General features: G+C 69.6%; 36 protein-coding genes. 4 read left to right on the forward strand and 32 right to left on the reverse strand.

What is annotated here, in order from left to right; genetic code table 11:
* Positions 1-53: 53 nt before the first annotated feature.
* From HJD23_RS37325 to HJD23_RS37405, 17 genes are all read right to left on the reverse strand, one after another.
* Entirely contained in the window at positions 54-1,820 is a 1,767-nt protein-coding gene (locus tag HJD23_RS37325) for a right-handed parallel beta-helix repeat-containing protein (RefSeq protein ID WP_171134116.1), read from the reverse strand.
* Between the two features lies 1 nt (position 1,821).
* Positions 1,822-2,754 (reverse strand): hypothetical protein, encoded by a 933-nt coding sequence (locus HJD23_RS37330; protein ID WP_171134117.1) that lies wholly within the window; start codon positions 2,752-2,754, stop codon positions 1,822-1,824.
* A gap of 3 nt (positions 2,755-2,757) precedes the next feature.
* Positions 2,758-3,915, reverse strand: a complete 1,158-nt coding sequence (locus tag HJD23_RS37335) for a siphovirus ReqiPepy6 Gp37-like family protein (RefSeq protein ID WP_346770325.1) — start codon at positions 3,913-3,915, stop codon at positions 2,758-2,760.
* 12 nt (positions 3,916-3,927) lie between these two features.
* Positions 3,928-4,905, reverse strand: a complete 978-nt coding sequence (locus HJD23_RS37340; protein ID WP_171110604.1) for a phage tail domain-containing protein — start codon at positions 4,903-4,905, stop codon at positions 3,928-3,930.
* Between the two features lie 14 nt (positions 4,906-4,919).
* Positions 4,920-7,451 carry a phage tail tape measure protein gene (locus tag HJD23_RS37345; RefSeq protein WP_171134118.1) on the reverse strand — a complete coding sequence of 844 codons (2,532 nt, stop codon included), beginning with the start codon at positions 7,449-7,451 and terminating at the stop codon, positions 4,920-4,922.
* Positions 7,452-7,511: 60 nt separating this feature from the next.
* Entirely contained in the window at positions 7,512-7,673 is a 162-nt protein-coding gene (locus tag HJD23_RS37350) for a hypothetical protein (protein WP_240981033.1), read from the reverse strand.
* Positions 7,674-7,717: 44 nt separating this feature from the next.
* Positions 7,718-8,251, reverse strand: coding sequence for a hypothetical protein (locus HJD23_RS37355; protein WP_171110602.1), 534 nt, complete (start codon positions 8,249-8,251; stop codon positions 7,718-7,720).
* A complete protein-coding gene (locus tag HJD23_RS37360) occupies positions 8,251-8,724 on the reverse strand; it encodes a hypothetical protein (RefSeq protein WP_171110601.1) in 474 nt (157 codons plus the stop codon). Before HJD23_RS37360 ends, HJD23_RS37355 begins: the two co-directional genes overlap by 1 nt.
* Positions 8,725-8,733: 9 nt before the next feature.
* A complete protein-coding gene (locus tag HJD23_RS37365) occupies positions 8,734-9,177 on the reverse strand; it encodes a minor capsid protein (RefSeq protein ID WP_171110600.1) in 444 nt (147 codons plus the stop codon).
* Positions 9,174-9,524: a hypothetical protein gene (locus HJD23_RS37370; protein WP_240980898.1), complete on the reverse strand. Its 351-nt coding sequence runs from the start codon at positions 9,522-9,524 to the stop codon at positions 9,174-9,176. Before HJD23_RS37370 ends, HJD23_RS37365 begins: the two co-directional genes overlap by 4 nt.
* A gap of 12 nt (positions 9,525-9,536) precedes the next feature.
* On the reverse strand, positions 9,537-9,857 hold the full coding sequence (locus HJD23_RS37375; RefSeq protein ID WP_171110599.1) for a hypothetical protein: 321 nt from the start codon (positions 9,855-9,857) through the stop codon (positions 9,537-9,539).
* On the reverse strand, positions 9,857-10,522 hold the full coding sequence (locus HJD23_RS37380; protein ID WP_171110598.1) for a hypothetical protein: 666 nt from the start codon (positions 10,520-10,522) through the stop codon (positions 9,857-9,859). Before HJD23_RS37380 ends, HJD23_RS37375 begins: the two co-directional genes overlap by 1 nt.
* Positions 10,523-10,608: 86 nt before the next feature.
* Complete coding sequence (locus HJD23_RS37385; RefSeq protein ID WP_171110597.1) at positions 10,609-11,118, reverse strand: hypothetical protein; 510 nt, start codon at positions 11,116-11,118, stop codon at positions 10,609-10,611.
* Entirely contained in the window at positions 11,118-11,420 is a 303-nt protein-coding gene (locus HJD23_RS37390) for a hypothetical protein (RefSeq protein ID WP_171110596.1), read from the reverse strand. The genes HJD23_RS37385 and HJD23_RS37390 overlap by 1 nt, the downstream gene beginning before the upstream one ends.
* A 15-nt stretch (positions 11,421-11,435) precedes the next feature.
* Positions 11,436-11,789: a hypothetical protein gene (locus HJD23_RS37395; protein ID WP_171110595.1), complete on the reverse strand. Its 354-nt coding sequence runs from the start codon at positions 11,787-11,789 to the stop codon at positions 11,436-11,438.
* A gap of 83 nt (positions 11,790-11,872) precedes the next feature.
* A complete protein-coding gene (locus HJD23_RS37400; protein ID WP_171110594.1) occupies positions 11,873-12,787 on the reverse strand; it encodes a P22 phage major capsid protein family protein in 915 nt (304 codons plus the stop codon).
* A 17-nt stretch (positions 12,788-12,804) separates the two neighbouring features.
* Positions 12,805-13,623 carry a hypothetical protein gene (locus HJD23_RS37405; RefSeq protein ID WP_171110593.1) on the reverse strand — a complete coding sequence of 273 codons (819 nt, stop codon included), beginning with the start codon at positions 13,621-13,623 and terminating at the stop codon, positions 12,805-12,807.
* Between the two features lie 97 nt (positions 13,624-13,720).
* Here HJD23_RS37405 and HJD23_RS37410 point away from each other — a divergent pair, with 97 nt between their 5' ends.
* Positions 13,721-13,972, forward strand: coding sequence for a hypothetical protein (locus HJD23_RS37410; protein WP_171110592.1), 252 nt, complete (start codon positions 13,721-13,723; stop codon positions 13,970-13,972).
* Here HJD23_RS37410 and HJD23_RS37415 read toward each other — a convergent pair.
* The 12 genes from HJD23_RS37415 to HJD23_RS37470 form a co-directional block, all read right to left on the reverse strand.
* The gene (locus HJD23_RS37415; RefSeq protein ID WP_171110591.1) at positions 13,969-15,072 is read right to left on the reverse strand and encodes a phage minor capsid protein; all 1,104 of its coding nucleotides are present in this window, start codon (positions 15,070-15,072) and stop codon (positions 13,969-13,971) included. The two genes, HJD23_RS37410 and HJD23_RS37415, sit on opposite strands and share 4 nt — an antisense overlap.
* 15 nt (positions 15,073-15,087) lie before the next feature.
* The gene (locus HJD23_RS37420) at positions 15,088-16,602 is read right to left on the reverse strand and encodes a phage portal protein (RefSeq protein WP_171110590.1); all 1,515 of its coding nucleotides are present in this window, start codon (positions 16,600-16,602) and stop codon (positions 15,088-15,090) included.
* Positions 16,583-16,795: a hypothetical protein gene (locus tag HJD23_RS37425; protein WP_171110589.1), complete on the reverse strand. Its 213-nt coding sequence runs from the start codon at positions 16,793-16,795 to the stop codon at positions 16,583-16,585. The genes HJD23_RS37420 and HJD23_RS37425 overlap by 20 nt, the downstream gene beginning before the upstream one ends.
* The gene (locus HJD23_RS37430) at positions 16,795-18,072 is read right to left on the reverse strand and encodes a PBSX family phage terminase large subunit (RefSeq protein ID WP_171110588.1); all 1,278 of its coding nucleotides are present in this window, start codon (positions 18,070-18,072) and stop codon (positions 16,795-16,797) included. Before HJD23_RS37430 ends, HJD23_RS37425 begins: the two co-directional genes overlap by 1 nt.
* Positions 18,062-18,598 (reverse strand): helix-turn-helix domain-containing protein, encoded by a 537-nt coding sequence (locus HJD23_RS37435; RefSeq protein WP_171110587.1) that lies wholly within the window; start codon positions 18,596-18,598, stop codon positions 18,062-18,064. Before HJD23_RS37435 ends, HJD23_RS37430 begins: the two co-directional genes overlap by 11 nt.
* A 177-nt stretch (positions 18,599-18,775) precedes the next feature.
* Entirely contained in the window at positions 18,776-19,366 is a 591-nt protein-coding gene (locus tag HJD23_RS37440; RefSeq protein WP_171110586.1) for a DUF4352 domain-containing protein, read from the reverse strand.
* 204 nt (positions 19,367-19,570) lie between these two features.
* Entirely contained in the window at positions 19,571-19,744 is a 174-nt protein-coding gene (locus HJD23_RS37445; protein ID WP_171110585.1) for a hypothetical protein, read from the reverse strand.
* 188 nt (positions 19,745-19,932) lie between these two features.
* On the reverse strand, positions 19,933-20,574 hold the full coding sequence (locus HJD23_RS37450) for a hypothetical protein (RefSeq protein ID WP_171110584.1): 642 nt from the start codon (positions 20,572-20,574) through the stop codon (positions 19,933-19,935).
* Complete coding sequence (locus HJD23_RS37455; RefSeq protein WP_171110583.1) at positions 20,571-21,080, reverse strand: hypothetical protein; 510 nt, start codon at positions 21,078-21,080, stop codon at positions 20,571-20,573. Before HJD23_RS37455 ends, HJD23_RS37450 begins: the two co-directional genes overlap by 4 nt.
* Positions 21,081-21,087: 7 nt before the next feature.
* Positions 21,088-21,231: a hypothetical protein gene (locus HJD23_RS37460; RefSeq protein ID WP_171110582.1), complete on the reverse strand. Its 144-nt coding sequence runs from the start codon at positions 21,229-21,231 to the stop codon at positions 21,088-21,090.
* Positions 21,231-22,061 (reverse strand): protein transporter Sec31, encoded by an 831-nt coding sequence (locus HJD23_RS37465; RefSeq protein ID WP_171110581.1) that lies wholly within the window; start codon positions 22,059-22,061, stop codon positions 21,231-21,233. The genes HJD23_RS37460 and HJD23_RS37465 overlap by 1 nt, the downstream gene beginning before the upstream one ends.
* Before the next feature lie 67 nt (positions 22,062-22,128).
* Complete coding sequence (locus tag HJD23_RS37470; protein ID WP_171110580.1) at positions 22,129-22,428, reverse strand: hypothetical protein; 300 nt, start codon at positions 22,426-22,428, stop codon at positions 22,129-22,131.
* Positions 22,429-22,567: 139 nt separating this feature from the next.
* Here HJD23_RS37470 and HJD23_RS44385 point away from each other — a divergent pair, with 139 nt between their 5' ends.
* Positions 22,568-23,371, forward strand: a complete 804-nt coding sequence (locus HJD23_RS44385) for a DUF6221 family protein (RefSeq protein WP_240980899.1) — start codon at positions 22,568-22,570, stop codon at positions 23,369-23,371.
* A gap of 243 nt (positions 23,372-23,614) precedes the next feature.
* Here HJD23_RS44385 and HJD23_RS37485 read toward each other — a convergent pair whose 3' ends face one another.
* Positions 23,615-23,812, reverse strand: coding sequence for a hypothetical protein (locus HJD23_RS37485; protein ID WP_171110579.1), 198 nt, complete (start codon positions 23,810-23,812; stop codon positions 23,615-23,617).
* A complete protein-coding gene (locus HJD23_RS37490) occupies positions 23,809-24,033 on the reverse strand; it encodes a hypothetical protein (protein ID WP_171110578.1) in 225 nt (74 codons plus the stop codon). Before HJD23_RS37490 ends, HJD23_RS37485 begins: the two co-directional genes overlap by 4 nt.
* A 45-nt stretch (positions 24,034-24,078) precedes the next feature.
* On the opposite strand from HJD23_RS37490, the gene HJD23_RS37495 reads away from it, so the two are divergent.
* A complete protein-coding gene (locus HJD23_RS37495) occupies positions 24,079-24,414 on the forward strand; it encodes a DUF6233 domain-containing protein (protein WP_171110577.1) in 336 nt (111 codons plus the stop codon).
* On the opposite strand, the gene HJD23_RS37500 is transcribed toward HJD23_RS37495, so the two are convergent.
* The gene (locus HJD23_RS37500) at positions 24,411-25,316 is read right to left on the reverse strand and encodes a Ku protein (protein ID WP_171134119.1); all 906 of its coding nucleotides are present in this window, start codon (positions 25,314-25,316) and stop codon (positions 24,411-24,413) included. The two genes, HJD23_RS37495 and HJD23_RS37500, sit on opposite strands and share 4 nt — an antisense overlap.
* A gap of 118 nt (positions 25,317-25,434) precedes the next feature.
* Here HJD23_RS37500 and HJD23_RS37505 point away from each other — a divergent pair, with 118 nt between their 5' ends.
* Entirely contained in the window at positions 25,435-25,656 is a 222-nt protein-coding gene (locus tag HJD23_RS37505) for a hypothetical protein (protein WP_171108620.1), read from the forward strand.
* The last annotated feature ends 87 nt before the right edge of the window (positions 25,657-25,743 follow it).

Genomic DNA, 25,743 nt, shown 5'->3' on the forward strand with positions numbered 1-25,743 from the left:
GGGCATAGAGAAAGCCCCGGCCAGCGGCTCGGGGCGTGCGGGGTGAGGGCGGGTCAGGTGATGCGGGTCAGCTTCAGCGCGCAACCAGCCCGCAGGACCGTGTCCGCCGCGTTCGACGTGTTCTGCGCCCACGACAGCGTGAGATTGCCTGCAGTCGCTCCGGTGACCAGCGTTCCCTTGAGGGTGGTGCCGGTGGCACTGGCGAAGGTAACGACGCCGGTCGGGCCGACCACGCCGACGCCGTCGTTGTCGGTCCACGTCATCGTCGCCCCGGCCGGAGCGATCCACGTCGCCCGGAATCCGCCGCCGCCGTTGGTCCACACGGCCACGCACTCGACGTCATAGGTCGAGTTCGCCTCGACCTCCAGCGTCAGGTCCGGGTCGGCGGCCGGGGTAATGGTGCTCGCGCGTGGGGTGTCCGCGTCCTTGATGGCTTTGGTCGTGATCGTGGCAGTTCCGGCGCCGAGGTTGTGGGTGAAGACGGTTCCCGCGCCGTCGATCTCCACCGTGGCGACCGCGAGCGCGCCCTTGGTGATCAGGGTGTTGCCGACGATCAGGTTCGGCCCGGCGTCGCCGGTCGCCTCTTCCCGGATCAGGCTGCGGGTCTTCCCGGCCGTGGTCGACGAGGCGATGCTGTTGCCGACGATCAGGTTGTCGCGGGTGCCGAATTCGAGGTGGATGCCGGAGACTTGGCCGGTGAGGGAGCCGACTTCGCCGGGGCTGAAGATGGTGCAGCCGGTGATGACGTTCCCGGTCCCCACGATGAAGATGCTGTCGCCCGCTGTGCCGTCGAAGTTGCACCCGTTGATCTTCGTGGCTGCGACGTCCTGAAGCCGGATGCCCTTCGCGTTGTTGTCCGCGCCCCCCACGAAATTGCAGGACTCGATCGTCTGCGTGCCCGCCCGGTCGAGGATGCACACCGCCGTCTCATAGGTGGTGCCACCCGAGCCGCCGAGGAACTCGAAGTCACAGCCGATGATCTGGTTCTCATCGTTGGAGTCCAGGTGGATGCCGCGGCCCGGCCCGGCCGACCCCATCGACTGATCGAAGAGACAGCCGATCACCCTGTTGTTGTGCCCGAACGCCCCGCCCGTCTGCGGGCCGAGGTAGAGGCCATCGTCGCGGCAGGCGATGAAGTGCAGGTTGTCGAAGCGGCACGCGACCGCTCCGGCCCCGTAGATGCCGCCTGACGCTGCGGTCTGCCCGAAGTAGTTGCCGTCGATCTTCAGGTCGCGGATCGTCACCCGCGTGTCTGCCCCGCTCATTTCGATGGCGTAGCAGTCGGCGCCGTCCGCCAGCTTCAGGATGGACGTCCACCCCGACCCGATGATCGTCGGCCCCTCCCCGGCGGGCAGCAGCAGCGGCGCCGACAGCATGTACGTGCCGCGCGGGATGTAGATCGTGCCGCCCTCGACGGCGCTCGCCGCGTCGATCGCCGCCTGGATGCTGGCGGTGTCATCGCGGACGCCGTCACCGGCAGCCCCGAAGACGGGGTCCGTGACGACGAGCCAGTCGAGGCTCGTCAACGCGTTGCTGGTGAGGTCGCGGGTCGCGATCCACGCCCGCGTGCTGCCGCCTGCCGCCTCGGCCCACATACCGAGGATCCCGTCCGGGCCGGAGAACTCCGGCAGCGCCCCGAACTCATCCGTGACTACCTGGGTGATCGGCGTACCGTTGGCGTCCAGGAGGTCGGTGTACTGCATGCCGCCGTCGGCGTCGTCCCAGAAGGTCACCACCGCGTTCGCGGCGACCCCCCACAGGCCGTCCGAGGGCTGCACCACAAAGTCCGCCACACCGGCGCCGAATGTCGCTCGTGCCATGTCACACCACCCACGAGACGCTGTTCGGCATCACGATGTCGTTGGTCGAGATCCCGGGATGCTGGGTGAGCCACACCTGACCGGCCCGAGCGTTGTTTGCGGAGTAGACGGTGCACCGTCCGATCCGCGTCCCGGTGAGATACGAGACGGCATAAATGTGGTGGCTGGGCCGGTATCCGGCCGGGATCAGCACCGGCAGCCGACTGTCCGAGGCCGCGCTGAAGTTGGAGCCCACCCGCTGGAACTCACCCAAGCGCATGTGTACGTTGCCGTTGCGTTCCCAGATGACCGGCGTAATCGTCGCGTTCCACGACGAGAGCGCGGAGGTGCAGTTGATGACGCCGGAGTCGGAGTAGATGGTGATCCAGGCCGAGCCGTTGTAGAGGATCAGCCTGCCGGTGTCGAGTTCGTAGCCGACTTCGCCGCGACGGGGCATGGCCGGGCGGCTGAGCGACGTGCAGGGCCGCAGCCGCGTCCCCACGTACTGCTCGACGCGGGTGACCGAGACGACGGAGGCGCCGTTGAGGATGGTCACCTGGGCGAGCGGGATCTCGTACACGCCGGTGCTACCGGTGTCCTGCACCAGCGCCGGGGCACCCGCGCCGGGCGTGCCTTCCCGGAGGGTGGCGCGGACGTCCCACGTGGCGCGGTCCAGGCGCAGCACCACCCAGTCCACCCGCGTGGAGCCGCTCGCGTTGGCGCTGACGGGCAGGTTCACGGTGGTCGTGCCGGAGTACCAGGCGTGCCCGCGCACGGACGCGTACACCTCCGCACGCACATCCACTGACAGGCCCACCCCGGCGGACACCACCGCGGTGTCGTTCGGGTCGCCGTACACCCCGTCGTCGCTGAACCGCGAGGCCATCTTCTCGTACTCGGCGTCCGTGACGTTGCGGGCGTTGTAGTTGGGCGACGGCCACGAGTTCTGGGCCATCGGTTACCTCGCTTCCAGTCGTCCGAGCCGTCGGCCCAGTTCGCGTACCAGCCGCACCATCTGCGGATCGCTCGTAGCCTCCGGCGAGCCCACCAGCGACGTGACGTACTCGCCGCTGGTCGGGGTGGCCTGCAAGTGGATGCTGCGGACCAGGTCGGCCACCTCCAGCCCGGTCGGCAACGCGACCGTCACTCGGTCGCCGAGGGTGTAGTCCCGGCCCGCCTTCAGGTCCTCGGTGTCGACCGTCACGGTCGCGAGCTCCACCGGGGCCGCGCCGCCGGCGAGTGCCTCGTTGCCGTCCTGGGTGAGCTCTCCGGCGGCGTCGTTGTCAGCGCTCCCGTTGACGAGCTGCTCCACCCGCCACCACGCGGCCGCCGCGGCGGTGTCGGCGACCTCCACGTAGGCGCGCGGGCTGGCCTGATCGGAGCCGGTCACCAGCGCGTGGGTCACCGTCGGCGCGCTGCGTTTGTAGGTAATCGCCCGCAGGTTGCCGAGGCCCTCGGAGAAGCGGGCCGTCGCCGTGAGGTCCTGCGGCTGGTACACCTCGAACTCGATCTGGCTGCTTGTCTGCCGGGTGCGGAAGCCGAGCCCGCCGCCGTCGATGGCGACGCGGCGGCAGGTTGCGAGCAGGCCCTCGAAGCGGGTGTTCACGCTGGTCGTGGTGCCCACTCCAGCCACCGGGGCGAGGGCAAAATTTGGGATCTGCCTGGCCGCCAGAGCGCCAGGCCCGCAGTTCTCGTTCACCAGGGTCCGGATGATGACCTCGGCGTTCGTGGTGAGGATCTGCCGCGCGGTGTCCGGCTGCGCCGACCAGGCGGACGCCGGAGCGGGCCACGTCAGATACCCGGCCGGCCGCGCGAGGTCGTCGGCGAAGTTCACGGTGACCTTGCCTGGCGGGGCTTCGCCCTCGCCTCCGATGCCCCAGGAGAAGTCCTGCGGGATCTCCATGGGGCCGCCGCACCAGATCCCGCCGTCCCGTACGACGACGAGCCGGTTGCCGGGCTGCAACTGGGCCATGATGTACGGGTGGGCGACGAGATCCACGCTGCCGCTGGCGGGCTCGTTGAAGCGGAGCGTCGCATCGAGCGACAGCCAGTCGGCGAGCGGATCACCCTGCACGGTGAGGTTGTCATCGGTGACGAGGAGCTGGATCGCCAACACCCACCCCCTCGGTCACGCGGTCTCGTACCGCGGGTTGAACATCAGGTCGACGGCCGAGCCGGCACCGGCGCCGTCGAGTTGGAAGGTCACCGGGTTGTCCCCCGGATCCAGGCCCCACAGTGTGGCGTCCGGCCAGTTCAGCGCCCCGACCCAGTTGTCGCCGTTCTGGTAGCGCACCTGCGGCGGGTCGGTGCGGACGGTGACCTGTTGGCCGGCCAGCAGGTTGCCGTGTCCGATCGACGGGTCGTTGGGGTCCAGTACGAAGGAGGCGCCTGTGTCGGTCCTTGTGAAGGTCACCAGGCTCGCCGGGCCGGTGATCGTCCAGGTCGGCCACACGACCACATCGCCAGGGTTGGTCACCACCGTGGCGCCGAGGACCTGCGAGGAGGACACCGACGGATACGGCTGGAGGAAGTCCTCCCCGGCTCCCTGCTCGCGGTGCACGACGATCGGCTCCGGGTCCACCCAGTACGGATCCTCACACCACAGCGAGAGGACCGCACTGTCGAAGATCCGGCCGAACCCGTGGCTGCCGCGCCCTTCCCAGCCTTCCTGGTAGATCACCTCGATGTGGCGGCGCGTGCCGTCCGGGCGGGCGATCTCCAGCACGCCCGGCCCGTCCCGCAGCGTGCGGGTAAACGCGGTCGCCAACTGCCGCCAGCGCTGCACGAACGCCATGTGATCGGAGCCGCTCACCCACAGCGGCCACACGATGGTCCGAGGCTGCGCCTGCGCATGCCGCAGCCGCGCGCCCCCGCGCGGGTGCGCGTCCGTGGTGAGCTCGTACGGCGCCGCTCCCAGCCCGGACACGCCCTCGGCGAGGGTGTACCAGCCCAGCGAGCGACGCGTCAGCGGCCACACCCCGCCGGCCGGGTCGTAGTAGGTGACCGTTGCACGCCCAAGGTCGGGCAGCACGATCCCGCCGCCACCGCCGCCGGGTGGCTCGCCGGTGTCTGGCGGAGTGGTGACCGGGGCGGTAATCAGCGGCATCTACGGCCTCCCATCTACCGTGGTCTCCCCACCCGTGCGAGCGCGTCCTGGCGGCGCTGGAACGCCTCGAAGTCCTGCATCGTCATCGGCCGGGCCGTGAACGTGTAGGAGTTCTGGTAGTAGGTCCGCCGGTCGGTGACCGTCTGGCCCGATGCGGGGGCCACCCTCGGGGCCCCAACCATCGTGCTCAGGTCACCGGTCAGGCCTTGCAGCTGCTTGCGCAAGGCAGGAGTTTGCAGGTTGATGCCCTTCTGGAAACCCTCGATGAGCAGGCGACCGGCCGGTGTCAGCAGCCGCTTGTCGAGGCTCTCGGGACCCTTCCACGAGGTCAGTGAGCTGGTGAGGCCGCCGAGGGTCGACTTCACGCTGCCGAACATGCCCTTGATGCCGTCGATGAACCCTTGGATGAGGCTGCGGCCTGCCGAAGCCAGGACGCTGCCGAGGTTGCCGAGCGCGGATGCCGCCCGGCGGGGCAGGCCTTTGATCCAGTTGATGGCTTCCGTGAGTTTCCGCGTCGTGGCGGTGACCAGGGCGGCGCCCGCTGACGCGGCCCGGGACCGCAGATAGCTCGCGAGAGCAGACAGGACTTGGTAGGCGCGTCGGGGCAGGCCCTGAAGCCAGGCGAGCATCTCCAGCGCCTTGCGGATCGCGAGATCTCTCATCTGGCCGAACCAACCGGACACCCAGCCGGGGATCTGCCGCAGGAACCGGACGGCGCCCAGGATGCGGCCGACCGCGCCCGCGATCTTGGACATGACCCAGTCCCAGATCTTCCCGGTCCACCGCTTGACGGTGTCCCAGTTCGCGATGATCACCGCGACGAGGCCCACCACTGCGGCGATGACCCAGCCGATCGGGCCCATCGCGATCAGCCACTGCGCGGCCATCACCGCCGCCCATGCCACCGCCCGCGCGGCCATCAACGCGAACTGCGCGATGGTGGTGGCCGCGACGCGCAGCATGGACACCAGCCAGGTGGCCGTCATCCGGGCCGCGCTCGCCACCCACGCGGCTGCCGTACGGGCCGCCGAGGCTACAGCCACAGCGGCGATCCGGGCGCCCTGCGCGGTGGCAACGGCGGCCATCCGCAGCCACGACGCGACGACCGTTCCCGCTGCGGCGACGTGTCGGGCAGCGGCCGCGCCTGCGCCTGTGCCCGTCATGAACCAGGCGCGGACGCTCGCGATGGCCGCTTTGGTGGCGTTGATCGTCATGAAGGTGAAGGCGACGCCGAGGACGCCGGTGATGGTTGCGGCGACCGCCTTGACGGTGTCCTCGTTGTTCTTCAGCCACTTGCCGAACTGGATCAGGGCCGGGATGACCTGCCCGCCCATGAAGTCCACCAGGGTCTGCTGCGCGGTGTTCTTGAAGCGGGTGAGGTTCGCTCCCGCGTTGTCGCGGAGGCTGTCGCCCATCTTGTCGGCGGCGCCGCCGACCTGGCCGAGAGCGTTGGCCGCCGCAGAGGGGTCCAGCGCCAGGAGCGCCTTCTGCGTGTCCTCGCTCTTCGTGCCGAACAGTTCCAGCGCCACAGCGTTGCGGTCAGTCTCGTTCTTCATGCCGCGCAGGCCGTCGAACACCTTGTCAAGCGCACTCCGGGCCTGCGGACCACCCTCGACGAACGCCTTCTGCATCTCCTTGCCGCTGAGGCCGATCTTCTTGAAAGCCTCGTCGACTTCCTCGCCGCCGCCCTGAGTGATGAGGACGAACTCCTTCAACGAGTCGGCAATCACGTCGGTGTCCCGGGCGCCAGCCTTCATCCCTTGAGACAGCAGGCCCGTTGCCTGGGTGACGTCGATACCCATCTGCCGGAAGATCGTCGAGTACTCGTTGAAGGTGTCGGCGATGTCGTCCGCGCGCGGCCCCATCTGCTGCAGGCCCGCGGTGAGCGCGTCGACCGCCTGGACACCGTCCTTGGCCAGTCCGGTCTTCAGGATCTGCCCCACCGCGTTCGCGGTCTGCCCCAGGTCCAGTTCGAAGGTGCTGGCGAGGTCGGAGACGTTCGTCGCGATCTGCTTGAGCTGCGTGTTCGTCGCATCCGGCGGGGCGATACCCGCCCGCATCACCGCCGAGATCGCATCAGCGGCGGACTGGAAGTCGGCGGTAACCGCGTCCGCGTACAGCTCGCCCGCGAGCTTGCCGTACCGCTGCGCCTCCGCAGGCGTCGCCCCCAATTGGGCGCCGAGACGGCCCGTGATCTGGGACTGCTCCAGCGCCTGACCAAAGGCATCCATCATCACCGCGCCAGCCGCCAACCCCGCGGCCGCAGCAGCTACCTTCAGCCCGGCCAGTCGCGACTCGGTCTGCTCTACCGCGTCGTCCGCGCCATCCGCCGCGGCGTCGCTCAGGCCATCGCCAAGGGCGTCCCCGGCGCGGCGGCCGGCGGCGACGAACTGCCCGCGCGCGTTGCGCAGCCGGCCGTCCGCGCCACGGACGATGCCGTCGCCGAGTTGCTGCCCGGCCTGCTGTCCCGCACGGTCGGCTTCGTCTCCCATGCGCTGCCCGGATGCACGCAGGGCGTTCTCGGCGCGCCGCAGGGCGGGGTTCACTGCCCGGTCATCGATGGTGATGATGCCGGTGAGTTCGCCTACGGTCAGCGCCACGAAGGCTCACCTCCTGGGAGTGCGGGGGGACTTCTTCGGAGGTGGCTCGAAGTGCCGGGCCAGGCGGGACTCGGCGGAGAGCAGGCCGATGACGCGGGTCTGGAGCCAGCGCCACGACCGCTCGCGGAGGATGCCGGACTCCACGTCGATGCCGTACACCTGGTGCAAGTCGGCTTCGATCAGCGGCCACTGCTCCAGCAGCCGCTCCCACGTCAGGTTCGACGGCCCCCTCGACCGCGCTTGCCGCGGCGTGGGGAGCCCGCCTTCGTACCACTCGTAGAGGCCGGTGACGGGGTCGTATTCGCCGCGGCCGACGCCGAGGTAGCGTGCTTCGCCTGCGCTCTCCGGGCCTCCCGGTTCGCTGCTTTTCCCGGCTGCTGGCCCGTCCTCCAGAACTCCGCCGCGGTGTCCTTGTCGGTGGTCACCCAGAACATGGCGGTCAGGGCCACGTGCTTGAACTGAGCCCACTTCACGCCGTCCGCCAGCAGCTGGTCGTAGGCGTCGCCGAGGCACAGGCGGTAGAGGTCGAGCTCGTCCTTGTCGTCGAGGACCGGGGTGTCCGGGGCCTTTCCGCCGGCGGCGAGCCGGGCCGCCAGCGACGTGATCCGCTCGATCTTGATTCCGTCCTCGGCGGCCGGGTCCTCGATCCGGTACACGCGGGTCTGACCGTCCCGGCCGCGCACGGGCAGTTCCAGGTAGTCGTCGAGGAAGCCGTCGAGCGCCTCGAACGGGTTGCCGCCCGGCATCAGGGCGCCAGCGGGTTCGTGATCGGCGTCAGAGGACCGTCGCCCGTGAACGTGACTTCCGTCTCGCCGAGCGCGGTGTACTCGCCGCCAGCAGGCGCCCACGTGGGGATGGCCTTGCCCTCGTAGGCCTCGGGGAGGCCGTTGCGGTTCATGTACCGCAGGTGGACCTTGTTCGCGGCGCCGTAGGCAAACGAGGCGAGCCTGATCGCCTCGTGTACCGGGTTGTACACCTTGACGTCCTTGTTGGCCTTACGGCGGATCGTCATCGAGATTTCCCAGGCCTGGGCTGTCTTCTCGTTGCCCGCCCAGCCGTCGCTGTCGTAGTCGCTGCTGTCCTCGATGTTCGGCTCGTACGACGGCTGGAACTCGCGGATGCCGGGGCACAGCTGCCAGTCCGGTACTTCCTTGGTGCCCATGTTGATCTCAAGCCGCCACTCGCGTGCGAGCTCGTTCTCTTCCGTGGGGGTCGACATGCAGTCCTCCTAGTCGATCAGGTGGGGTGCTCCGGCCCTCACGGTCCGGAAGTAGTAGTTCGCGACCAGCTCCATGCGGCCGTCGGTGTCTAGGCCGATCCAGGCCTGCGAGTTGCGCCAGGAGATCTCGACGCGGACGCCATGCGCGTCGTACGAACGCCGGTTGTGCAGGACGGTGAACACGCCGTTGGCGAGCTGGATCACGTCGAGCGGGTTCGTGCCCGCGCGCATGCGCGCCTGGATGCCGGTCACCGTGTCGGTGGAGTCATCGTCCGCGACCGGGTACGGGGTCAGGCCGATCGCCCGGTCCGGTCCGTCCGGGACCTTGCCGAGGACGATGCCTGTGGCTCCGGCGGGCAGAACCTCGTCCGGGGCGTAGAGGCCGATGCCCTCGGCCGCCAGCAGCTCGGCGACACCCACCAGCAGGTCGGCGTCGTGGGTCTCTGCGCTCACCGCATCGCCCGCCTCATCTCGGCCGCGATGATCGCGGCCACCTCGGCGCGAGAGGCATTCAGCGTGTTCTCCAGGAACTTCGCTGTACGGCCGGGCGCGTGCCGGTAGTCCAGCCGCTCATGCTGGACCACGGCGTAGACGGTGTCGTACGACACCATCCCGGTCAGCGACGGCGGGTCCACGCTCGCCGTGCCGGAGCGCTGCAGCTCCGACTCATCAAGCGGCACAACCTCGTTGCTCCCGGCCAGCACGTACTCCGCGGCGAGGTACAGACCGCGCGCGGCCCCTGCACGCATCTGCCGCGCCGCCGCGGCTCCGTTGAAGCGGAGGCGGAAGTTCTGCGCCACGGCGACCCCTCCCTATTCCAGTTGGAACTCCACGTGGTTTGGGGTGCCGAGCCGCCCGCCGTCGCGGTTCTTCGTCTGGATCACCTTCGTGACCCGGCCGGACGGCAGCGTGACCCGCGACAGTGGGGGCGCCGCAGCCTCCTCCGGACCGGCGTACGCGGTCGATGTGGAGGTGACCTGCTCGCCGCCCGGGTTGCGGACGGCGCGGGTCTGCTCGTCGAGCAGGCAGCGAACCGTGCGCGCGGGCGCGTACTTCGGGCCCGTGCTGGTGTCGCCGAGGTAGTCCTCGACGGTGACCGTGTGGATCAAGAATCGGCGCGGGATGCTGGCCATCAGCAGCCCGTCACGATCATCATGCGGAACTTGTCCGCAGGCAGGCCCACGAGCGCCCGCACCAGCTTCGGCGCGTAGTACGACGGCCCCGACCGGTTGTCGCCCGCGCCGTACTGGAGGTTGACCGAGCCGATCGTGACACCCTGGAGCGGCCCGGAGATGTCGGTCTCCTCGCCGACCTCTTCCCAGAACTCGACCTGCGCGCACACCGCGTCGGCGAACGCTTCGGCAACTTCCGGATCGGTGGGCATGCCGTCGACGTCGACGTCGTACACCGCCGCCTTCAAGAAGTCCGAGTCCAGCAGCCGCGAGGCCCTCCACAGCAGCTTCGCCGCGTTCAGGGGCGGCGCTTCCTGCAGGAAGTTCGCGAGCTGCGTTGTCGTCGCGTACACGCGGCCCGTCAGGCCGTCCCCCGGCGTCGGTGCTACAGCGACCTGCTCATTGGTCACGCCCGCGCCGGTGCCGGTGACGGTCCACTTCAGCAGCCACACCCCAGCCGCCGTGTACGTGACCTGAGCCGTCCACGTGTGGCCGCCGTCGGCCGTGCTGGTCGCCGGGCTGCTGGTGGTCCCGTCCGGTGCCCGTACCGTCAGCGTCGCTGCGGTGGTTCCGTCGTACGGGTCGACGACGAGCGTGACGGTGGCAGCGTCTCCCGCATCGGGCATGGGGCAGCCTCCCCTCGTCGGCAGTTGCTGGACATGCAGCGAGGGAGACCACCGCGGTCTCCCTCATGTGTGCTGCCGGGGGTGGCCTACGCGGAAGCGCCGACGATGAGGATGTCGTAGTCGACGTCCGTGCCGCCGCCGGAGTTGGCGACCTGGAGCAGGTCCCCGGTGCCGGCGGTGACCGCGTACGCGGTGCCGTCGGCCTCCCCCGCGAACGCGGCGAAGGCGGCGCCCGGCGGCAGGGTGATCGTCCCGGTGGCGTTGAGGAGGGTCGCCCACGGGTTAGTCGCGTCCGCGCCGACCACGACGTTGTTCGCGTTGTCCGCCGACGCGGCGATGAACAGGCCCTTCACGCGGACGAAGGTGACCGTTGCGCCGAACGCATCGAGGAGCGCCCCCGCAAGGTCGAGGTCCTCCGCCCCGGATGCGGCGATCGTGCGCCGGTCGGACCACACCAGGTCCGCGTTGCCGGCGCCCGTACCGGAGCCGAGCGTCACCGAGCGCTGGAGCCGGAAAGGCGCCTTCGCGGAACCGAGGTCCAGGGCATTGCTCTGCTCGGCGAACGCGGCGAGCGCCAGCGTGCTGTTGAGCGTCATCAGCTCTCACTCCCGTACTGCTCGATGAGCTGCTCCTTGGTGAGGCCGTCGATCGCGGCCTCCTCGTCGGAGTCCTGCGCGCGCGTGCGCGCGTAGGCCACCCAGTCGGCCTTCGGAGCGGAGCGGGCCGGGCGCTCCCCAACGCCCGGCCCGCTGCCGTCTCCTCCACCGCCCCCGGTGGTCTCCTCCGGCTCCGGTGCCGGCTGCTCGACCAGCTCCCAGTTCGGGAGCATGTCGAGCCGCGCCGACCGGTACTCGTACCGGACGACGTCGCCCGTGTTGCTGTTGCGGTAGACGAACATGCGCTACGCCTCCGGTCAGCTCAGGTCGTAGACGTCGGCGTCGATCGCGATGTCCGCCTGGATGATGACCGTGGTGGCGTCGCCGCTGGCGACCTCCAGCTGCAGGACGTCACCGGCGGCCATGTCCCCGGCGCTGCCGGTCGGCGCTGCGGAGGTGAACGTGTCGTTTCCCGCGGTGAGGTCGGCGGCGAGGACGTCAACGCCGTCGACCTTGGCGTTCACGGCTGCCGCGGCGCCCCCGTTGCGGAAGCCGTGAACCTTGACGACCTTGCAGGCGACGGGGGCGCGCCAGACGGTGTGTGTGGCGGCGGCGACCGGGGCGCCGGTCAGCCGGATGGACTGGGTGGTGATGCGGCGCTGGTACGCCATGAGGTTCTCCTGCCAGGAGTGAGATGGTCTTGGGAGGACGGGCCGCCGCGCCGCACAGGATGGGGCGTGGCGGCGGCCGCGGTTTACGGAACGTCGGCGCCCTTGATCAGGCAGGCCCGGTTGGCGTCCAGCGTCTTCACGCCGTACAGGCAGTCCACCGACACGACGTCCTGCTTCTTGTCCATGTCGTAGCCGTAGATCACGCGCAGGCCGAAGCCCTTGTAGTTCGCGATCGCCGCGTTCGGGTTGCCCCGGGGGAGCTGGAGCGGCCGGAAGGCGAGGGCGAACGCGGTGCGGTGGAAGGCGACGCCGACCTCGGTGGTGGAGTTCCCGCTCGTCTGGGCGGGCTTGGCGATGTTCTGCGTCATGTACGGGTCGAAACCGAACGTGCGCCGGCCGAGGTTGGCCTCGGTGAGGCCCTCGGTGTTGCCGCGCTTGTCGGCCTCGTGGAACAGCGGGTCGGCCAGCCACTTCGACGCGATGGTTGGGCCGACGGCGACGCGCCGCTCCGTCATCGGGACCTTGGCCGTGTCCAGGACGCGTCCGGCCTCGATGAGGGAGCGGGGGTTGTCCCACTCGTACTCGTTGTCCCCGGCGACGACGCCGACTTCCTGCGTGATGTCGTTGCGCAGGGTGAGCAGGTCGCGGTCGATCTTCTGGGAGATCGCTTCCATGGCCGGGGTGAGGAGCTGCTCGTCGAAGTCCTCGATCTTCAGCGTGAGGTCCTCGGCCGTCACCGCGAAGGAGACGTCGGCGAAGTGGTTGAGCGTGAGCGGGATGCCGGTCTCGACCGCGTCCTGGACGGTGATGCCCTGGCTGCGGTCGTACTCCTGGGCCGTGAACACGGCGGGCTTGCGGATGGTGATGGTGTCGCCGACGCGGCGGGCGAACTCCGCCTCGTAGTCGCGGTGCACGAGGTTCGCCATGACGGTCGTCTCGTACAGGTTCGCCAGCGCCTGCTGGGCGATGACGTCGGGGGTGAGCAGCGTGTTGGCCATGGGGCCTTACCTCATTTCTATCCAGCGCGGCGCTTACGGCGCTCGGCGCGGATTTCGTCGATGGTCTTGGGACCGGATCGGCCGCTGTCTCCAGTCCCGCCGGAGAAGTCGCCGGATGACCGCGCGGGCGCCTGGCCTGCGGCCTTGAGCTTGGGGTTGTCCTCGACCGCCTTCTTGATGGCGGCCTGCACTGCCTTCGCGAATCCCTCGTCGGACGGGTCGAGGTCCTTGATGGACCGCAGGAACGCGCGGGAGTCGGTGAGGGCGTCGGGGTCGGCGCCGTACTTCGACGCGCCCCGGTACACCGCCAGCTCGACCGCGGTCTCGCGGTGCGCTGCGGTCGCCCTCTCGATCTGCGCGGTGAGCGCGGCCGGGTCCGGCGGGGCGTCCTTGTCGTCCTTGATCAGCCCGAGGGCTTTGCCGAGTTCCTGCACGATCTCCGTGCGGGCCTCGTCAGCGGCGGCCTTCTTCGCGGACGTGCGGGCCTTCGCGGCCTCGCCGTTCGCGGCCTTCAGCTCCTTCTGGAGCCGGGCGATGGTCGCGGCCGGGTCCTCGCCGTCGTCCTTTTTCGCGGGCGGCTTGGGCTTCGGCTTGTCGTCCTTGGCCCCGTCGTCGTCTCCGGTGTCGTCGTCGCCGGTCCCGCCGGCGCCGTCGTCGTCCCCGGAGTCGCCTGTGCCGCCGTCGCCGTCACCGTCGCCGCTGTCGGATCCGGAGTCGCCTCCGTCCCCGCCGTCGGCGTACAGGTACGGGTCGAAAGGGCCCGTGGGGTACGGGTGTGCCCAGCCAGTGCCGCCGAATTCGTTGAGGCTGTGGCGGGGAAGGGTTCGCTTACGCATGCGTGCACTCCTGGTGCGCGTAGGGAGGCCCGCGCCTGGCGGACCGAGTTTCGTACAACTGCCCGCGCCTGGCGGGAAGATCCTTTAACGTGCCGCCATGTCAGTTAATGTGAAGTTCAATGGCGACAGGGCCGACGAAGACGGCCGGTACGAAGATGGCGAGGGGCGCGAGTACCGCTACTCCGTCGCCGACAACGGAACGCTTCTCATCTGGGAGAAGGAGACGGGTGGCCACATCGATAGGAAGGCGGAGCCGATCGTGACCTTCGGACCCGCCGCCTGGTTCAGTGTCACGGGCGACGCCAAGAGCACCAAGGACAATCCGCCAGCGAGGGTCCGCGGCCTCTAACGCGCGGTCGTGAGCTGCTCGCGGTGCGACTTGCGCGGCAGGCCCGTCTCCGCGACCAGCTCACGCACCCGCGCCTGATACGCGCGCACCCGCGCCCGCGCAGCCGTGCGCCTGGCGTCGTCCATGGCCGCGGCCTCCATCCGCTTCCACTTGCGGATCTGCCGCTCGAAGTACCGCTGCCGCTGCGTGTCCTCGTACGTGCCGCGCGACGCCTGCGCGGCCGGGATGCGGGAGACGCCGGGCAGGTACGCGGACACGTCGTGGCGGCAGTTCGGATGTAGCAGGCCCTTACCGCGGGCCTCAGACAGCGACCCGGCCACCTTCACCGTGACCATCTCGCCGTCCTCGGTGGCGTGCTGCACCTGCACCTCACGGGCTCCCGGGGCGCCGTCACGGGCCAGGATCTTGCGCTCCCACGGGCGGCACAGCGGGCACTCCTCCGGCGCCTGCGACACGATCACCAGCTCCACCCCTGCGGCGCCGAGCCGCTCCGTGTGCGCCTCGATCGCGGCTCGGCCGAGCACGCTGCGGGTGGCCATCTCGACGTACGACCGCATGTCCCAGGCCCGGCCCGAACGGTCGACGAAGCCGGTAATCCCGCGGTTCGCGAAGGCGTCCAGCGCCGACTGTGCGGCCTGCCGTCGTGTTTGCGCGCCGAGGGCTGGTGCGGCGGCTGCGCGGGCGATGACGTCGCGGTAGGCGTCCACCGTGGTGCGCAGGATCCGCAGGTGCACGGGCCGGGTGTCGTTGACGAGGGCGGCGGCGAGCCGGTCGACGGCCTGGGTGCCGGGTGGGATTGCCGCCACGGTGGGCGCGAGCGCGCCGAGTTCGGCCACGGCTGCCTGCGCGCCGCGCTCGTAGGCTTCCGCCACGGCCTGATGGACCGCGCCCGCGGCGTCGGTTTGAAGCGCGGCGATCACCTGCTCGATCGCGGACTGGAGGTGGCCGACGGCGGCGAGCTTCAGTTCCACCCACGCCGGGCTGTCGAGGCCTTGGGCCAGGGCCCGGCGGATGCGTTCGATCAGCGTGCCCTCCGCGGCCTCGTACAGGTCGGCGACCGCCGTGGCGAGGTCTTCGGCCATGGCCGGGGAGACGGGCATGGCCGACCACCTCGCTTACGGGAGTGCGCCGCTCTGCATCGGGTCTGGCACGGCCATGCCCTGCTCCTGCTGGATCCGCTCCACTTCCGCGGCCACCATCGTGTCGTCCCACTCTGGATGAGCCATCCGAACCAGCGTGTCCGTCGATGCCGCCTGCGCCCGCCGCAGCACATCCGCCGTGTTCGCCAGCGACAGCGGGTCCTCCTGCACGCTGTCCTCGAACTCGATGGTGGGCCGCTGCGGCGTGATGCCCCCACCGAACACGTTGCGGTCCACGGCGAGGAGCGCCTCGATGGCGTGAGCGAGCGCCGGCCGCCAGCGCAGGATCTTCTTCCCGCGCGTCGTCATCGACCTGCGCTCCTTCGCCACGACTTCCGTCGCCGTTACCGCGACCTCTCCGCCGATGCCGAAGGTCATCGCCGAGTAGCCGGCCGAGCGGAGGATCTGGTTGACGAGGTCCTCGGCGGTGTCGCGGTGCTCGGCAACGCGGATGGCGAACTGGGCGACGGTGAGCTGCTTGCCGGAGTCCGGGCCGGTCAGCATGTCGATCCCGGCGAATGCCTCTTGGTCGGGGTTCCAGGTTGCGCCCTGGCCGGGGCCGAGGTTCTGGAGGTAGGCGTTGGGCACGATGATGCGGCCCTTGCCGATGCGGATGTCCCGCATCCACGAGCTGTATGTCTCGTCGAGCTGGTCCATCAGGCCTTCGATGCCGTCCAGGTCCGAGCGGCCGAGGTCCTTGAGCGCTGGGTCCTTACGCCAGCGCCTGCTGGACTGGTTGGGGATGTGCGCGACGTCCAGGCCGTCGTAGCCGGTCTCGATCGCGCCGAGGTCGTTCACGGCAGAGGCGAAGCCCTGCGTGGCCTCGGAGTCTTCCAACGGCACGGGTCGGCCGAGCCGGTCCTTCGTGCCCTGGTACAGGCCGTGCAGGATGACGCCGCGCTCGTGCCGCTCCAGGTGCCTCCAGACGTGGCCGTCTTCCGTGCGGACGACCTTCCAGAAGGTGACCGCGGACAGGCGGCTCCACCGGAACTCCGGCCACGCTCCGTCGGCATGGACCGCGTCCAGCCACGGCCGGTCTGAGAGGTCCTGGTCGTACACCGGGCGCAGGTACACGCCGCCGAGTGCTGCGCCGACCTCGGCCGCGGTCTGGAGGGTGGCGAGCATGCCATCATCGGCCAGTTCGTCGAGCCGGGTCTGTGTCGCCTCGTCGGCGACGGTGAACCTTGGCGGCTCGGAGAACAGCAGGTCGGCTGAGCCGCTGCACAGGTCTCCAGCGATCGGCACGTGGACCTTGGTGCGGCGTTCGCCGGGTGCGGTGGGGGTGCCCCACCACCAGCGGGCGAGGCGGCCGAGCATGCCGCTGGAGTACTGGAGCCGCTTGGGGTCTGGGCCGACGCCGCTGGTGCCGCCGTAGAGGGCTTCGAGGCGGTCGGGGTCTCCGGCCCACCAGGTGTCCCAGGTGTGCATGGCGTCAAGAGCGGGCTTGAGGTGGCGTGGGGGCCAGGGCATGTCACCCGTGGGCAGCGGCATCCGGGACCCCCTCTCCATCACTCGGGTTCTCGATCTCGTCAGCGGCCGCGCGCAGCATCGCCGCCAACTCTGGGCGCCCGTACTGGAGTGCGCCGACACCGTCCACGAGGTCCACGGTGAAGTCGCCGAGGTGAAACTCCTCCGTGTCGCCGACCCGCATGAACACCGGCAGCGTGACGCTCGTCTGCGCCATCAGGCAGCCACCTCCAGAGCACTGCGAACGAGAGGCCGCCACAGCGCCTCAGTGGTGGTTACGGCGTACCGGCCTCCGTCAAGGCTGTGGTCCGCCACCTTGATCGGCTTGTCCTCGCCCTTCTCCGTCGCCGCCGGATCCCAGCTGTAGCCCGGAGCCTCACGGATGAAGCCCGCGCAGCGGTCCGACACCACCAGCTGGCCCTCAGTGAGCAGCGTCGCCATCAAGCCGATGCCGCGCGAAACGTCGTTGTCCGCCGGATGCGGCGTCACACCGTCCCGGTAGAGCTGCAACCGCAGCGACGCGGCCGACGGGTCGACCACCCACCACTCCGGTGTGTCCGGACCGCCCGCCGGCAGGTGCCTCTCGCGTGCCCAGTCCCGCAGGCCGGCCGACAACTGGCCGTCGGTGAGGCGCTGCTGGTCGTGCTTCGGGTCGTGCCGCCACTCGTCCACCAGGTACAGGCGCCGGTCGACGCCGACTCCCAGGAGCAGGCCCGCGGTGGCGTTGGTCGTGCCGTAGTCGACACCGAGCGCCAGAAGCCGCCGCATCGCGGGGAGCTGCGCCCACGCGATGACGTGCCGGGCCGGGTCCCACATGTCGAACACGGCGCCTTCGGCGGCGACCCACTCGCCGAGAATGAACCGCCTGTACCAGAGCCCGGTGTAGGTGCGCCGGTAGCGCTCCTTCACCGTCTCGGACAGGACGGGGTTGTCGTCGAGCTGGAAGTGCCACACCCGCCAGTCCGGCAACCGGTCGAGCCGGTCGAGGAACCGCGTGCGCACCCAGTGGGCTGGAGAGTCGGGGTTCGTCGTGGCGAAGATCTGCGCGCCCTCGACCGAGCAGCGGCCCATCAGCTGCTGGAAGAAGTCCTCCGAGATGACGGTGAGTTCGTCCACGTACGCGCCCGCGCACGTGAGACCGCGCAGCACCTTCTCCGCCTTGGCGTCGGAGGCGCCGAGGACGTGGATCGTCCGGCCGAGAATCGTGGCCGTGGACGCGCCGTTGGTGTACTTCGTGAAGCGCGCCATCGGGCCCATGAGTCCCGGGTCCATGAGCGGTCCGAACACGTTGCGGTTCAGCGAGTCGCGGGTGCGGCCGACGACGACCAGTTCCCCGCCGCGCGGGGCCGTCGCCACGTACATCAGCCACCGCAGCAGCGACGAGGCGGTCTTGCCCGACCTGATCGAGCCCTCGGAGAGGTTGACGAAGGCCGTCGAGTTGACGACGTAGTCGAGCTGCTTCAGCGACAGAGGAACGGGGAGATCACGAAGCATCGTCCCCCTCGTCTCCGCGGCCTGCCTGCTGCTCGTTCCATACCTGCTGCAGGCCCGTCATCATCTTGCCGAGCATCGAGCGGGCGTCTTCCTCGCCGGTCTCGGTCTCCGGCGGCACGAGCCTCAGGCTCTTCTCGATGGCGATGCCTGCGGCCGCCATCAGGTTCTTCTTGTCCAGGGCCGGGGGCTGTTCGACGGGCTTCTCGCGGTAGATGTTGTCCTTGCCGCCGAAGGAGAAGACCTTGCCTGGCTGCCAGAGCTGTTCGGTGAGTTGCAGTGCGTCGTCGGTGAGGGCCTCGGCGAGGATGGCGCGTTTCTCTGCGAGGTCCGCGATGCGTGCCTTGGTTGCTGCCTCGGTGGCGGTGCGGTCGAAGGTGAGATTCATCTTCGCGGCCTGCACGCTGATCGTGCGGAGTGAGCGGCCGATGAGGCGGGAGATTTCATTCCGGCCCTTGCCCTCGGCGTGGAGGCGGCGGATCGCGGCGCGTTCTTCGTCGGTGACCCCGTTGGTGTGCTGGTTGGCCACGGTCACCTCCCAGCGGGCACGCGAAAGGCCCGACCGCTTGGATGTGCGGCCGGGCCTGTCGAAGTCAAGGTGTCCGGTGCCCGGTGTTGATGTTTCCGGGCATGCCAGATCTGCGGCCCATAGTGAGGGATGATCGCCGAGAATGCAACTACAGCCGTAGTGACCGTGCGGGCGGCGTCACTTCACCGCCCACTGCCCCGTCTCGTCGGAGAACCCCGAGTTCATCGCGAACTGCACGGTCACGATCTTCGAATCCTTCGGCACCTCGAACACAATCCACCCCAACGCCTTCTCACCCTTCGGCAAACTCACGTCCGACGACATCGCCGGGCCCGCCGAGATCTCCCCGAACCAGGAGCTGAACCGCTGCCCCTGCCCGTCAGCGACCTGCACCCCGTTGGACGGGCTGTCCGCGTACACCTTGCTGCCCGTGTTGACCAGCTCGAACTGCGCGGCCGCCCAACGCTTCCCGTCCGAGGGGACGTTGAACTCGTCGGCGCCCTCCGCGGTGGGGAGCCACTTCTTCAGGGTGACGTCGAGCTGCTCGCCGTCCTCGAAGCCGTGGAGGGTCAGGGTGTCGCCGATGGCCGCGGTCTTCTTCTTCGACTCGGCGTTGCTGCCGTCGGCGTCGGCCTCCTTGTTGGTGCCAGCGGCCGTGGAATTGCCCTTCTTCGGGGTGGTGTTGACGGTCTCCTCGACGGTGCAGGCGGTGAGTGCGAGCAGGCCGGCGGCGGCGAGCGCGGCAATGGTGGCGTGCGTGCGGCGCACGATTCCCCCTTGTTTGTTGTGATGTGCGTGAGGGGGGAGACGGTATTCGATGTGAGCAGCGTGTGAGGGGTGTAGTGCGGATCTGTTACCGGTCTGTGTGGGGCTAGTGAAATGGCTGGGCCCCGCCGCGACGGGGGAGTGCGCGGCGGGGCCGTCTGGATTTGCCGGGCGCTACCCGGCGCGAGCCACCAGTGTGGCAGGCGGTCAGTCGTTGCTGATCGGGATCTCGACTAGCTTGATTTTTCCGCTCGTTGACAGTTCAGCTCGGACGTGTCGCTCGCCGGGTACGCCTGCCTTGCGTGCGTCCTCGACGAACGCCGCGAGTTCGTCGAGCGTCAAGTCCTTGGCGGCCCCGGTAGCCCGGATGTGGGTTGGCATGGGGCCAGGATGACGCACCCGGGCCCCGCCCGGTAGGTGCTCCGGCGGGACCCGACGTGCGCGGCAGGAAGGCCCGTCAGAGGCAAGGGAAGTGCGACGGCGGGTAGTGGCCGGCGCAGTTGGCGCAGTAGTTCAGCGGCGGCTGCTCGTAGCCGAGCGTGGCGAGGAGGCGTCGGATCATCGCGTGTTCACCTCCCCTTGCGCACGCGGTGGCGGCGGACGTTGTCGTTGGGGTCGTAGACGGCCTCGTCAGACCGAATGCGTCGTACACGCGACCCCTCTCGCGGCTGGGGAGGCTCGGCGTTGTCGCTGTTGTCGTTGTCGTCTGACCTGCAACAACAACCGTCGCCGCAGGGGTCGGCGGCAGGAGAGGGGGCGGCCGGGATGTCCTTCACGTGAACGCCGGGCCCATTCCCGCGTGAGGTGCGCACGGCCTTCCACGTGATGCCGGCCTCGTCGAGCAGCTGCTTCACGGCCTTGGTGTCGGGCAGCTTCAGGTCGTCGCGCAGGTGGGTGAGGAGGACGCCGTTGTCGTCGCCGACGAGGCGGCGCAGGGCCTCGCCGACGTCCGGCGCCGACTCCTCCTCGGGCTGCTCCTCGCCACCGTCGCGGCGGCCGCCGAGCCACGCGCGACCCTTCTGCCAGACGATGGTGACCAGGATCCCGGCGACGAAGTAGGCGACGTACGGGGCCACGCTCACAGTGACCTTGAGGACCAGGACCAGGACGCCGACAAGAACCACGACGACGCATCCGCCGGCGAGGCGGCTGGGCTCCTGCGGCCCGGCCTCTCCCCCGGTCGTCTCCTCAGCTGTCGCCTCGGTGCTCATGCGATCGCCCCGTACAGGGTGCCGCCAGCCCAGTTCACGGCCTGCGCAAGCGGCACGGCGGCCAGGCCTGCGACGCCTGCGCTGGTGCCAAGGGTGAGGCCGCACCACATGCCCCAGAACAGGTCATCGCGGCGCGCGCTGACCTTGAGGGCTGCGAGCGTGGCGGCGGTCAGGATGAGCGTCACGCCCGCACCGGCCTGCGTGAGCGGCAGGTACGCGGCGCCTGACGCACGGGTACCTCCCTGCCCGCCGACGCCCCACACCAGGGCGACATCGCCGAGCCAGGAAGAGATCCACAGCCAGGAGTCGAAGAGCCAGCCGACCAGGCCACCGATGCTGAGGACGGCGAGGACGCCGTAGCACCACGCGGCTACGAAGGGCCCGAGGCGGGCAAGCTGGCGGAGTGGGTCGGAGCGCAAGGTCTTGGCGCCGGGCCACCAGCGCACGAGCTGGTAGGCGAGGATGCAGAAGCCGACGGTGACGCCGCCGATGGTCACGAATTGCATGGGGTCCTCAGCGGAGGATGGCCACGCCGAGCGCGGCGAGAGTCAGGATGAAGGCGCACGTTCCGGTGATCGGGGGGACGTCGCGGGGTGAGATGACGGCGAGGCCGCATACCCCGCCGACCATCGCGAGAACGAACAGGGCGGGGAGCATCAGCCGGCCAGCTTCGCGAGGCGGATGTACCGCTGGACGGTCTCCGGCTTGGCCTTCGCGTCGGACCGGGTCTGGACGAACCGCAGGACGGCGTCCGGATCGGTGATGCCGGAGTCCAGTGCGGTCCGGACTGCGCCCTTCACGGTCATCGGCCCGGACATGGACGGTGAGGGCTCGTCGTCCGGATCGTCGTCCGCCTGTCCGGACTCGTCCGGATCGCTGTCCGGACCGGCGATCGCGGCACGCTCGGCGGCCACCAGGCCCTGCGCCCGCTGGAGCTGACGGCGCACCGGAATGAGCGCGAGGCTGGCTCCGGCCTCGGCGAGTTCGGCGTGGATCCATGCCCGTGTGCGTTCGTCGAGCGGCGGGGTCTGGTGGCGCAGTAGGACGGTCCACAGGCCCTTGGCGAGGCAGGAGACGACCGCCCCGACGATGCCGATGACGAGGTGTCCGGCGAGCCAGCCGTGTGTGGCGACGGCACCCATGGCGACGGCGAGGGCCGCGTGTCCGGCGCGGCGGGGCAGGGCCGCACGGTCGGCGTCGTACCGGGACAGCCATTCGACGGCCATGCAGGCGATCCACACCAGGTCAAACACGACGGCCGCGCCGTATGCGGCGGGTGCGACGACGACGAGAGCGAGGAGGTCACCGATCGAGGCGGTGGACCACACCACGGAGGCTGTGAGGACGATGGCTGCGATGGCGGTGACGCCGCTCAGGACGACGCGGTCCCAGTCGCGTGGGGGTGCGGGGGCGGGCACCTGGACGGGGACCATGCGGGTCTTGCCGTCGATGGTGTGGGGCACCAGCTCGGTGCGGGTGGTCTTCACGGTGCAGCTCCAGGAAGGTGGCCGGGCCCCGCTGGGGGGATGTGCGGGGCCCGGCCGGCTTGGTGGGTCAGAGCGTGTCGGCGATCTGGCGGAGCCTGGCCGCGTACTCGCCGCAGAGCTGCCCGTCGTACGGCGGCATCGCGGCCTCGGCCCGGGCGGCGGAGTCCTGGACGACGCACTTCGGGGGGATGGGGGTGAGGATCGCGTCGGTGGCGATGTCGTAGGCGGCGGTGATGCGTCGGCCGTCGGCGATGGTGTCGGGCTGCATGTCGAGGATGCGCGCGGTGACGGTGAGGACTTGCGCGGCGTACGACGGGGGGAGCGTGGGGCTGGGCCGCTCGGGGGGCTTCTGGGTACCGTTGGGCACGGTCGTTTCTCCTGTTCAGGCAGGGGAACGGCTGGCCCCGGTCGGGCTCTCACACACCGACCGGGGCCGTGTTGTTGGTGCAGTGCCAGACTGGCAGGAGCCTCTTTACAACGTCAAGAGGTTCGGGAAGGATGTTGCCGTGCCCAAGAGCCCTGACAGCGAGGGGGTTCCGCGCTTGATGACCGTCTCGGAGATCGCGGAGGAGCACGGGGTCAGCCGGCAATCGGTGCACTCGTACCGCCGGCGCGGCACCTTCCCGAAGCCCGTCGAGGGTGAGGGCAGCACCCGGCCCCGGTTCCGTGCGCATGAGGTGGCCGCGTGGTTCGCGGCGAACCCGCCGCGGCCGGGCAAGCGCACAGACCTCGCTACCCGAGACGAAGGAGCGTCAGTGGAGACGAGTGGAATCGCGGTCCCGCCCGGGGTGGCCCTGGAGGCGACGCGCGAGTTCGTGCAATGGCTGCGCGCCCAGCTCGACGAGGACGAGCGGATGGCGCAGACCGCATGCGAGTATGCGTCTCCCGAGTGGCGTACCAACGAAGGTATGACGGCCGTCTTGCTGTGGCCGCCAGAGCCGAACGTCGCCGAGATGGAGCGCCGTAAGGGGCTGCCGGTCGTCTCGGATGAGTGGCGCGGCGTGGACGTCGATTCTGCGGGCAACGCTGGCCTGACCCGGCACATGGCGGAGCACGATCCGGCACGGGTGCTGCGCGAGGTCGACAGCAAGAAACAGATTCTCGGTCTCTTCGCTGCGGCGGTTGAGGATCGCGTGGCCTTGCGCGCTCGGATGCGCAAGGTGGTCCACACGGACCCCGACGAGTTCGGCCAGATGCACCAGCAGGAAAGCAAGCTGATCGAGGCTGCAGAGTACTTGGCCCCGGTAGTGCGCCTACTTGCTTTGCCGTACGCGGACCGGCCCGGCTACCGCGAGTCCTGGCGGCCGTAGCCGCGCCACACCACAGCCCCCGTCTCGCAGGTCGAGGCGGGGGCTGACTCATGTCCGGCGAGTCGAGATCCGGTACTCGCCAGCCCAGAGCGGATCGGCGGCGGTCTCGTCCGCCCGCCCCTGGAGCCGGGATCGCGCGACCATCCAGGGTTCGACGGGTCCCCAGTGGCGGTCAATCTGCCGACGGGCACGCGCGATGGAGGGATACGGGCGGTGGGCCATGGCGGACAGGATGGCAGACGATCACTGGGCCCCTGGCCACTCCGTCAACACGGCGCGGGTCTCCTCGTCGGTGAGGGTGATGCGGGCGCCGGGCTTGCCCCAGTCGCCGACCCACGCAGTGAACTTCCGGCGGGCGGTCTCCTCGACGGCCCACCATCCGTGCTGCACCGGGCGGCCGGCTGACGTGAGGGTGAGGTGGTAGCGCTCGTCGGGGTTCATGCGAGTCGGATCCCTCTATGTCGGCCGGGCTCGCGCACGATGGCGCCTTTCGTTTCCAGTTCGCCCAGCTGGTAGTGCACGGAGGCCCGGGAGCGCAGGCCTGCCTGGTGGCCGATCTCTGCCACTGTGGGCGCTTCTCCTTGGTCGGCGATGTGCTCGCGGATGCAGCGGAGGATGCGCTCCTGGGTGGCGGTGAGGTGCTCGACCTTGTGGTTGGCCATGCCCTCAGTAGAAACCGTGTTCGAATTTTGGCGCAAACTGATCCTGTGACCGACCTGCCGCCCGACCTGCACCGGCTCCGCACCCTGGAGACGTGGCTACAGCTCAGCCTCGACGAGGTGCGGAAGGCGATCGCGGCGGCCGAGCAGCGGGAGCAGGAGCGACGCGTCGGCGAGGAGCGCCGGCCGCCGCCGCCGGACTGGCTGATCGAGCAGAGCCTCAGCCGTGAAGTGTCTCCTGTCTACGTGCACGTCGGCGGCTGCCACATGGCTGGCAAGCGGTCGAAGGGCGTGCCACGGGATGCCGCGCTGCGGGCGCTCACCGACGGCGTGGATGCCTGCCCGCACTGCCGGCCGGACACCGAGCTGGGGATCCTCGACTAGGCGGAGCGCTTCCTGCTTGACTTCTTGGGGGTGGTCTTCTTCGCCGTAGCCTTCTTGGCCGGTTGCTTCTTCGGGGTCGCCTTTTTCTTCGGTATCTCGTGCGCGTCGGCGTCCTCGCCGCGGGATGCCTTCGCTTGGGCCACGGATTCGTTGAGGGCGGCCATGAGGTCCATGACCTTGCCTGGGGCTGTCTCTGGCTCGGGCAGCTCTGGCGGCTCGCGGTCCTCCCGTTTGGCCTCGATGATCTGCTCAAGGGCCTCGGTGTACGTGTCGCGGAACTCGGGGTCGTCCAGGTCCTCGCGGGTCATGTTGTCCATGAGCGCGAGGGCGCCTTCGATCTCGTCGTCGGACACCTCGACCGGCTCAGGGAGCAGCTCGGATGGGTCGCGGATTTCGTCGGGCCAGCGCATCGCGTGCAGCACGATGACGTCGTCCCGGATCCGGAGCAGGCCGAGACGCTCGCGCCCCGACCACGCGTACTTGGCGACAGCCACCTTCGACGAGCGGCCCAGCGCCTGGACCAACAACTTGTACGGTTTCGCTGCGACGGGCTGTGCCGGGGCCAGGTAGTAGCCCTCGCCGATGCGGATGGGGTCGACGGAGTCCAGCGGCACGAACGCCACAATCTCGATCGCCTTCGCCGTCGGCAGCGGCAGCCGCTGCAGCTCCTCATCCGAGATCGGGATGACCTGCGTCTTGCTCAGCTCGTAGCCCTTGCCGATCTCGCCCTGGTCGACCTCGCGATCCTCCAGTTCGCAGTACTTCCGGTAGCGGACGCGGCCCATGTCCTCCAGGTGGTACTGGTGGAACCGGACGCTGTGGTCCTCGGTGGCCGACTGCACGTTGATCGGCACGGTGACCAGACCGAAGCTGATGGCGCCACTCCAGATGGTTCGGGGCATGGCAGACCTCCACGACAGCCCCGAGCATTGCCAGCCTACGAGCGGCTGCGCCATTCGGCACACGAGCCCCCGCCCGCCCCGCTACAGTGCCGCCCTCACCGCACACCCTGGGGGGACCGTGAAACTCGTCTGGACCCTGCTCACTCTGCTCTTCGCCGGGCTCGCCATCACCGGCGTCGTGACCGCGGCCGAACGTACCGACACGGCATCCGTGGTTGGCGACCTCGTCATCAGTGCCTTCCTCGGGCTCGGCGCGTGGGCCTGCTGGAGGCGAGTAGCGGCGGCGCGTGAACCGCGCCCCGACAGCCTCGACGGTCCGGACCGGCCTTGGGAGCGCTGAGAGTGGTGCGGTGGCGGTCCGGGCGGGGTGTGTAGTCCCGCGCCGTCCGGACACTGCATCGGCTTCCGGACCGCCACGCTCAGGATG

It is taken from the genome of Streptomyces sp. Z423-1 (genome assembly GCF_013009255.1).
In the GTDB taxonomy this organism is placed as follows: domain Bacteria; phylum Actinomycetota; class Actinomycetes; order Streptomycetales; family Streptomycetaceae; genus Streptomyces; species Streptomyces gossypiisoli.

Bases quoted from the DNA above. Each gene is read 5' to 3' on its own strand.
- HJD23_RS37400 (WP_171110594.1), bottom strand. From the start codon at position 12,787: ATGGCCAACACGCTGCTCACCCCCGACGTCATCGCCCAGCAGGCGCTG.
- HJD23_RS37405 (WP_171110593.1), bottom strand. From the start codon at position 13,623: ATGCGTAAGCGAACCCTTCCCCGCCACAGCCTCAACGAATTCGGCGGC.
- HJD23_RS37360 (WP_171110601.1), bottom strand. From the start codon at position 8,724: ATGTCGACCCCCACGGAAGAGAACGAGCTCGCACGCGAGTGGCGGCTT.
- HJD23_RS37330 (WP_171134117.1), bottom strand. From the start codon at position 2,754: ATGGCCCAGAACTCGTGGCCGTCGCCCAACTACAACGCCCGCAACGTC.
- HJD23_RS37430 (WP_171110588.1), bottom strand. From the start codon at position 18,072: ATGCTTCGTGATCTCCCCGTTCCTCTGTCGCTGAAGCAGCTCGACTAC.
- HJD23_RS37450 (WP_171110584.1), bottom strand. From the start codon at position 20,574: ATGAGCACCGAGGCGACAGCTGAGGAGACGACCGGGGGAGAGGCCGGG.
- HJD23_RS37415 (WP_171110591.1), bottom strand. From the start codon at position 15,072: ATGCCCGTCTCCCCGGCCATGGCCGAAGACCTCGCCACGGCGGTCGCC.
- HJD23_RS37355 (WP_171110602.1), bottom strand. From the start codon at position 8,251: ATGCCGGGCGGCAACCCGTTCGAGGCGCTCGACGGCTTCCTCGACGAC.
- HJD23_RS37395 (WP_171110595.1), bottom strand. From the start codon at position 11,789: ATGGCGTACCAGCGCCGCATCACCACCCAGTCCATCCGGCTGACCGGC.
- HJD23_RS37500 (WP_171134119.1), bottom strand. From the start codon at position 25,316: ATGCCCCGAACCATCTGGAGTGGCGCCATCAGCTTCGGTCTGGTCACC.
- HJD23_RS37445 (WP_171110585.1), bottom strand. From the start codon at position 19,744: ATGCCAACCCACATCCGGGCTACCGGGGCCGCCAAGGACTTGACGCTC.
- HJD23_RS37340 (WP_171110604.1), bottom strand. From the start codon at position 4,905: ATGCCGCTGATTACCGCCCCGGTCACCACTCCGCCAGACACCGGCGAG.
- HJD23_RS37325 (WP_171134116.1), bottom strand. From the start codon at position 1,820: ATGGCACGAGCGACATTCGGCGCCGGTGTGGCGGACTTTGTGGTGCAG.
- HJD23_RS37420 (WP_171110590.1), bottom strand. From the start codon at position 16,602: ATGCCGCTGCCCACGGGTGACATGCCCTGGCCCCCACGCCACCTCAAG.
- HJD23_RS37425 (WP_171110589.1), bottom strand. From the start codon at position 16,795: ATGGCGCAGACGAGCGTCACGCTGCCGGTGTTCATGCGGGTCGGCGAC.
- HJD23_RS37490 (WP_171110578.1), bottom strand. From the start codon at position 24,033: ATGGCCAACCACAAGGTCGAGCACCTCACCGCCACCCAGGAGCGCATC.
- HJD23_RS37380 (WP_171110598.1), bottom strand. From the start codon at position 10,522: ATGCCCGATGCGGGAGACGCTGCCACCGTCACGCTCGTCGTCGACCCG.
- HJD23_RS37375 (WP_171110599.1), bottom strand. From the start codon at position 9,857: ATGGCCAGCATCCCGCGCCGATTCTTGATCCACACGGTCACCGTCGAG.
- HJD23_RS37460 (WP_171110582.1), bottom strand. From the start codon at position 21,231: ATGCTCCCCGCCCTGTTCGTTCTCGCGATGGTCGGCGGGGTATGCGGC.
- HJD23_RS37485 (WP_171110579.1), bottom strand. From the start codon at position 23,812: ATGAACCCCGACGAGCGCTACCACCTCACCCTCACGTCAGCCGGCCGC.
- HJD23_RS37385 (WP_171110597.1), bottom strand. From the start codon at position 11,118: ATGACGCTCAACAGCACGCTGGCGCTCGCCGCGTTCGCCGAGCAGAGC.
- HJD23_RS37390 (WP_171110596.1), bottom strand. From the start codon at position 11,420: ATGTTCGTCTACCGCAACAGCAACACGGGCGACGTCGTCCGGTACGAG.
- HJD23_RS37455 (WP_171110583.1), bottom strand. From the start codon at position 21,080: ATGCAATTCGTGACCATCGGCGGCGTCACCGTCGGCTTCTGCATCCTC.
- HJD23_RS37410 (WP_171110592.1), top strand. From the start codon at position 13,721: ATGTCAGTTAATGTGAAGTTCAATGGCGACAGGGCCGACGAAGACGGC.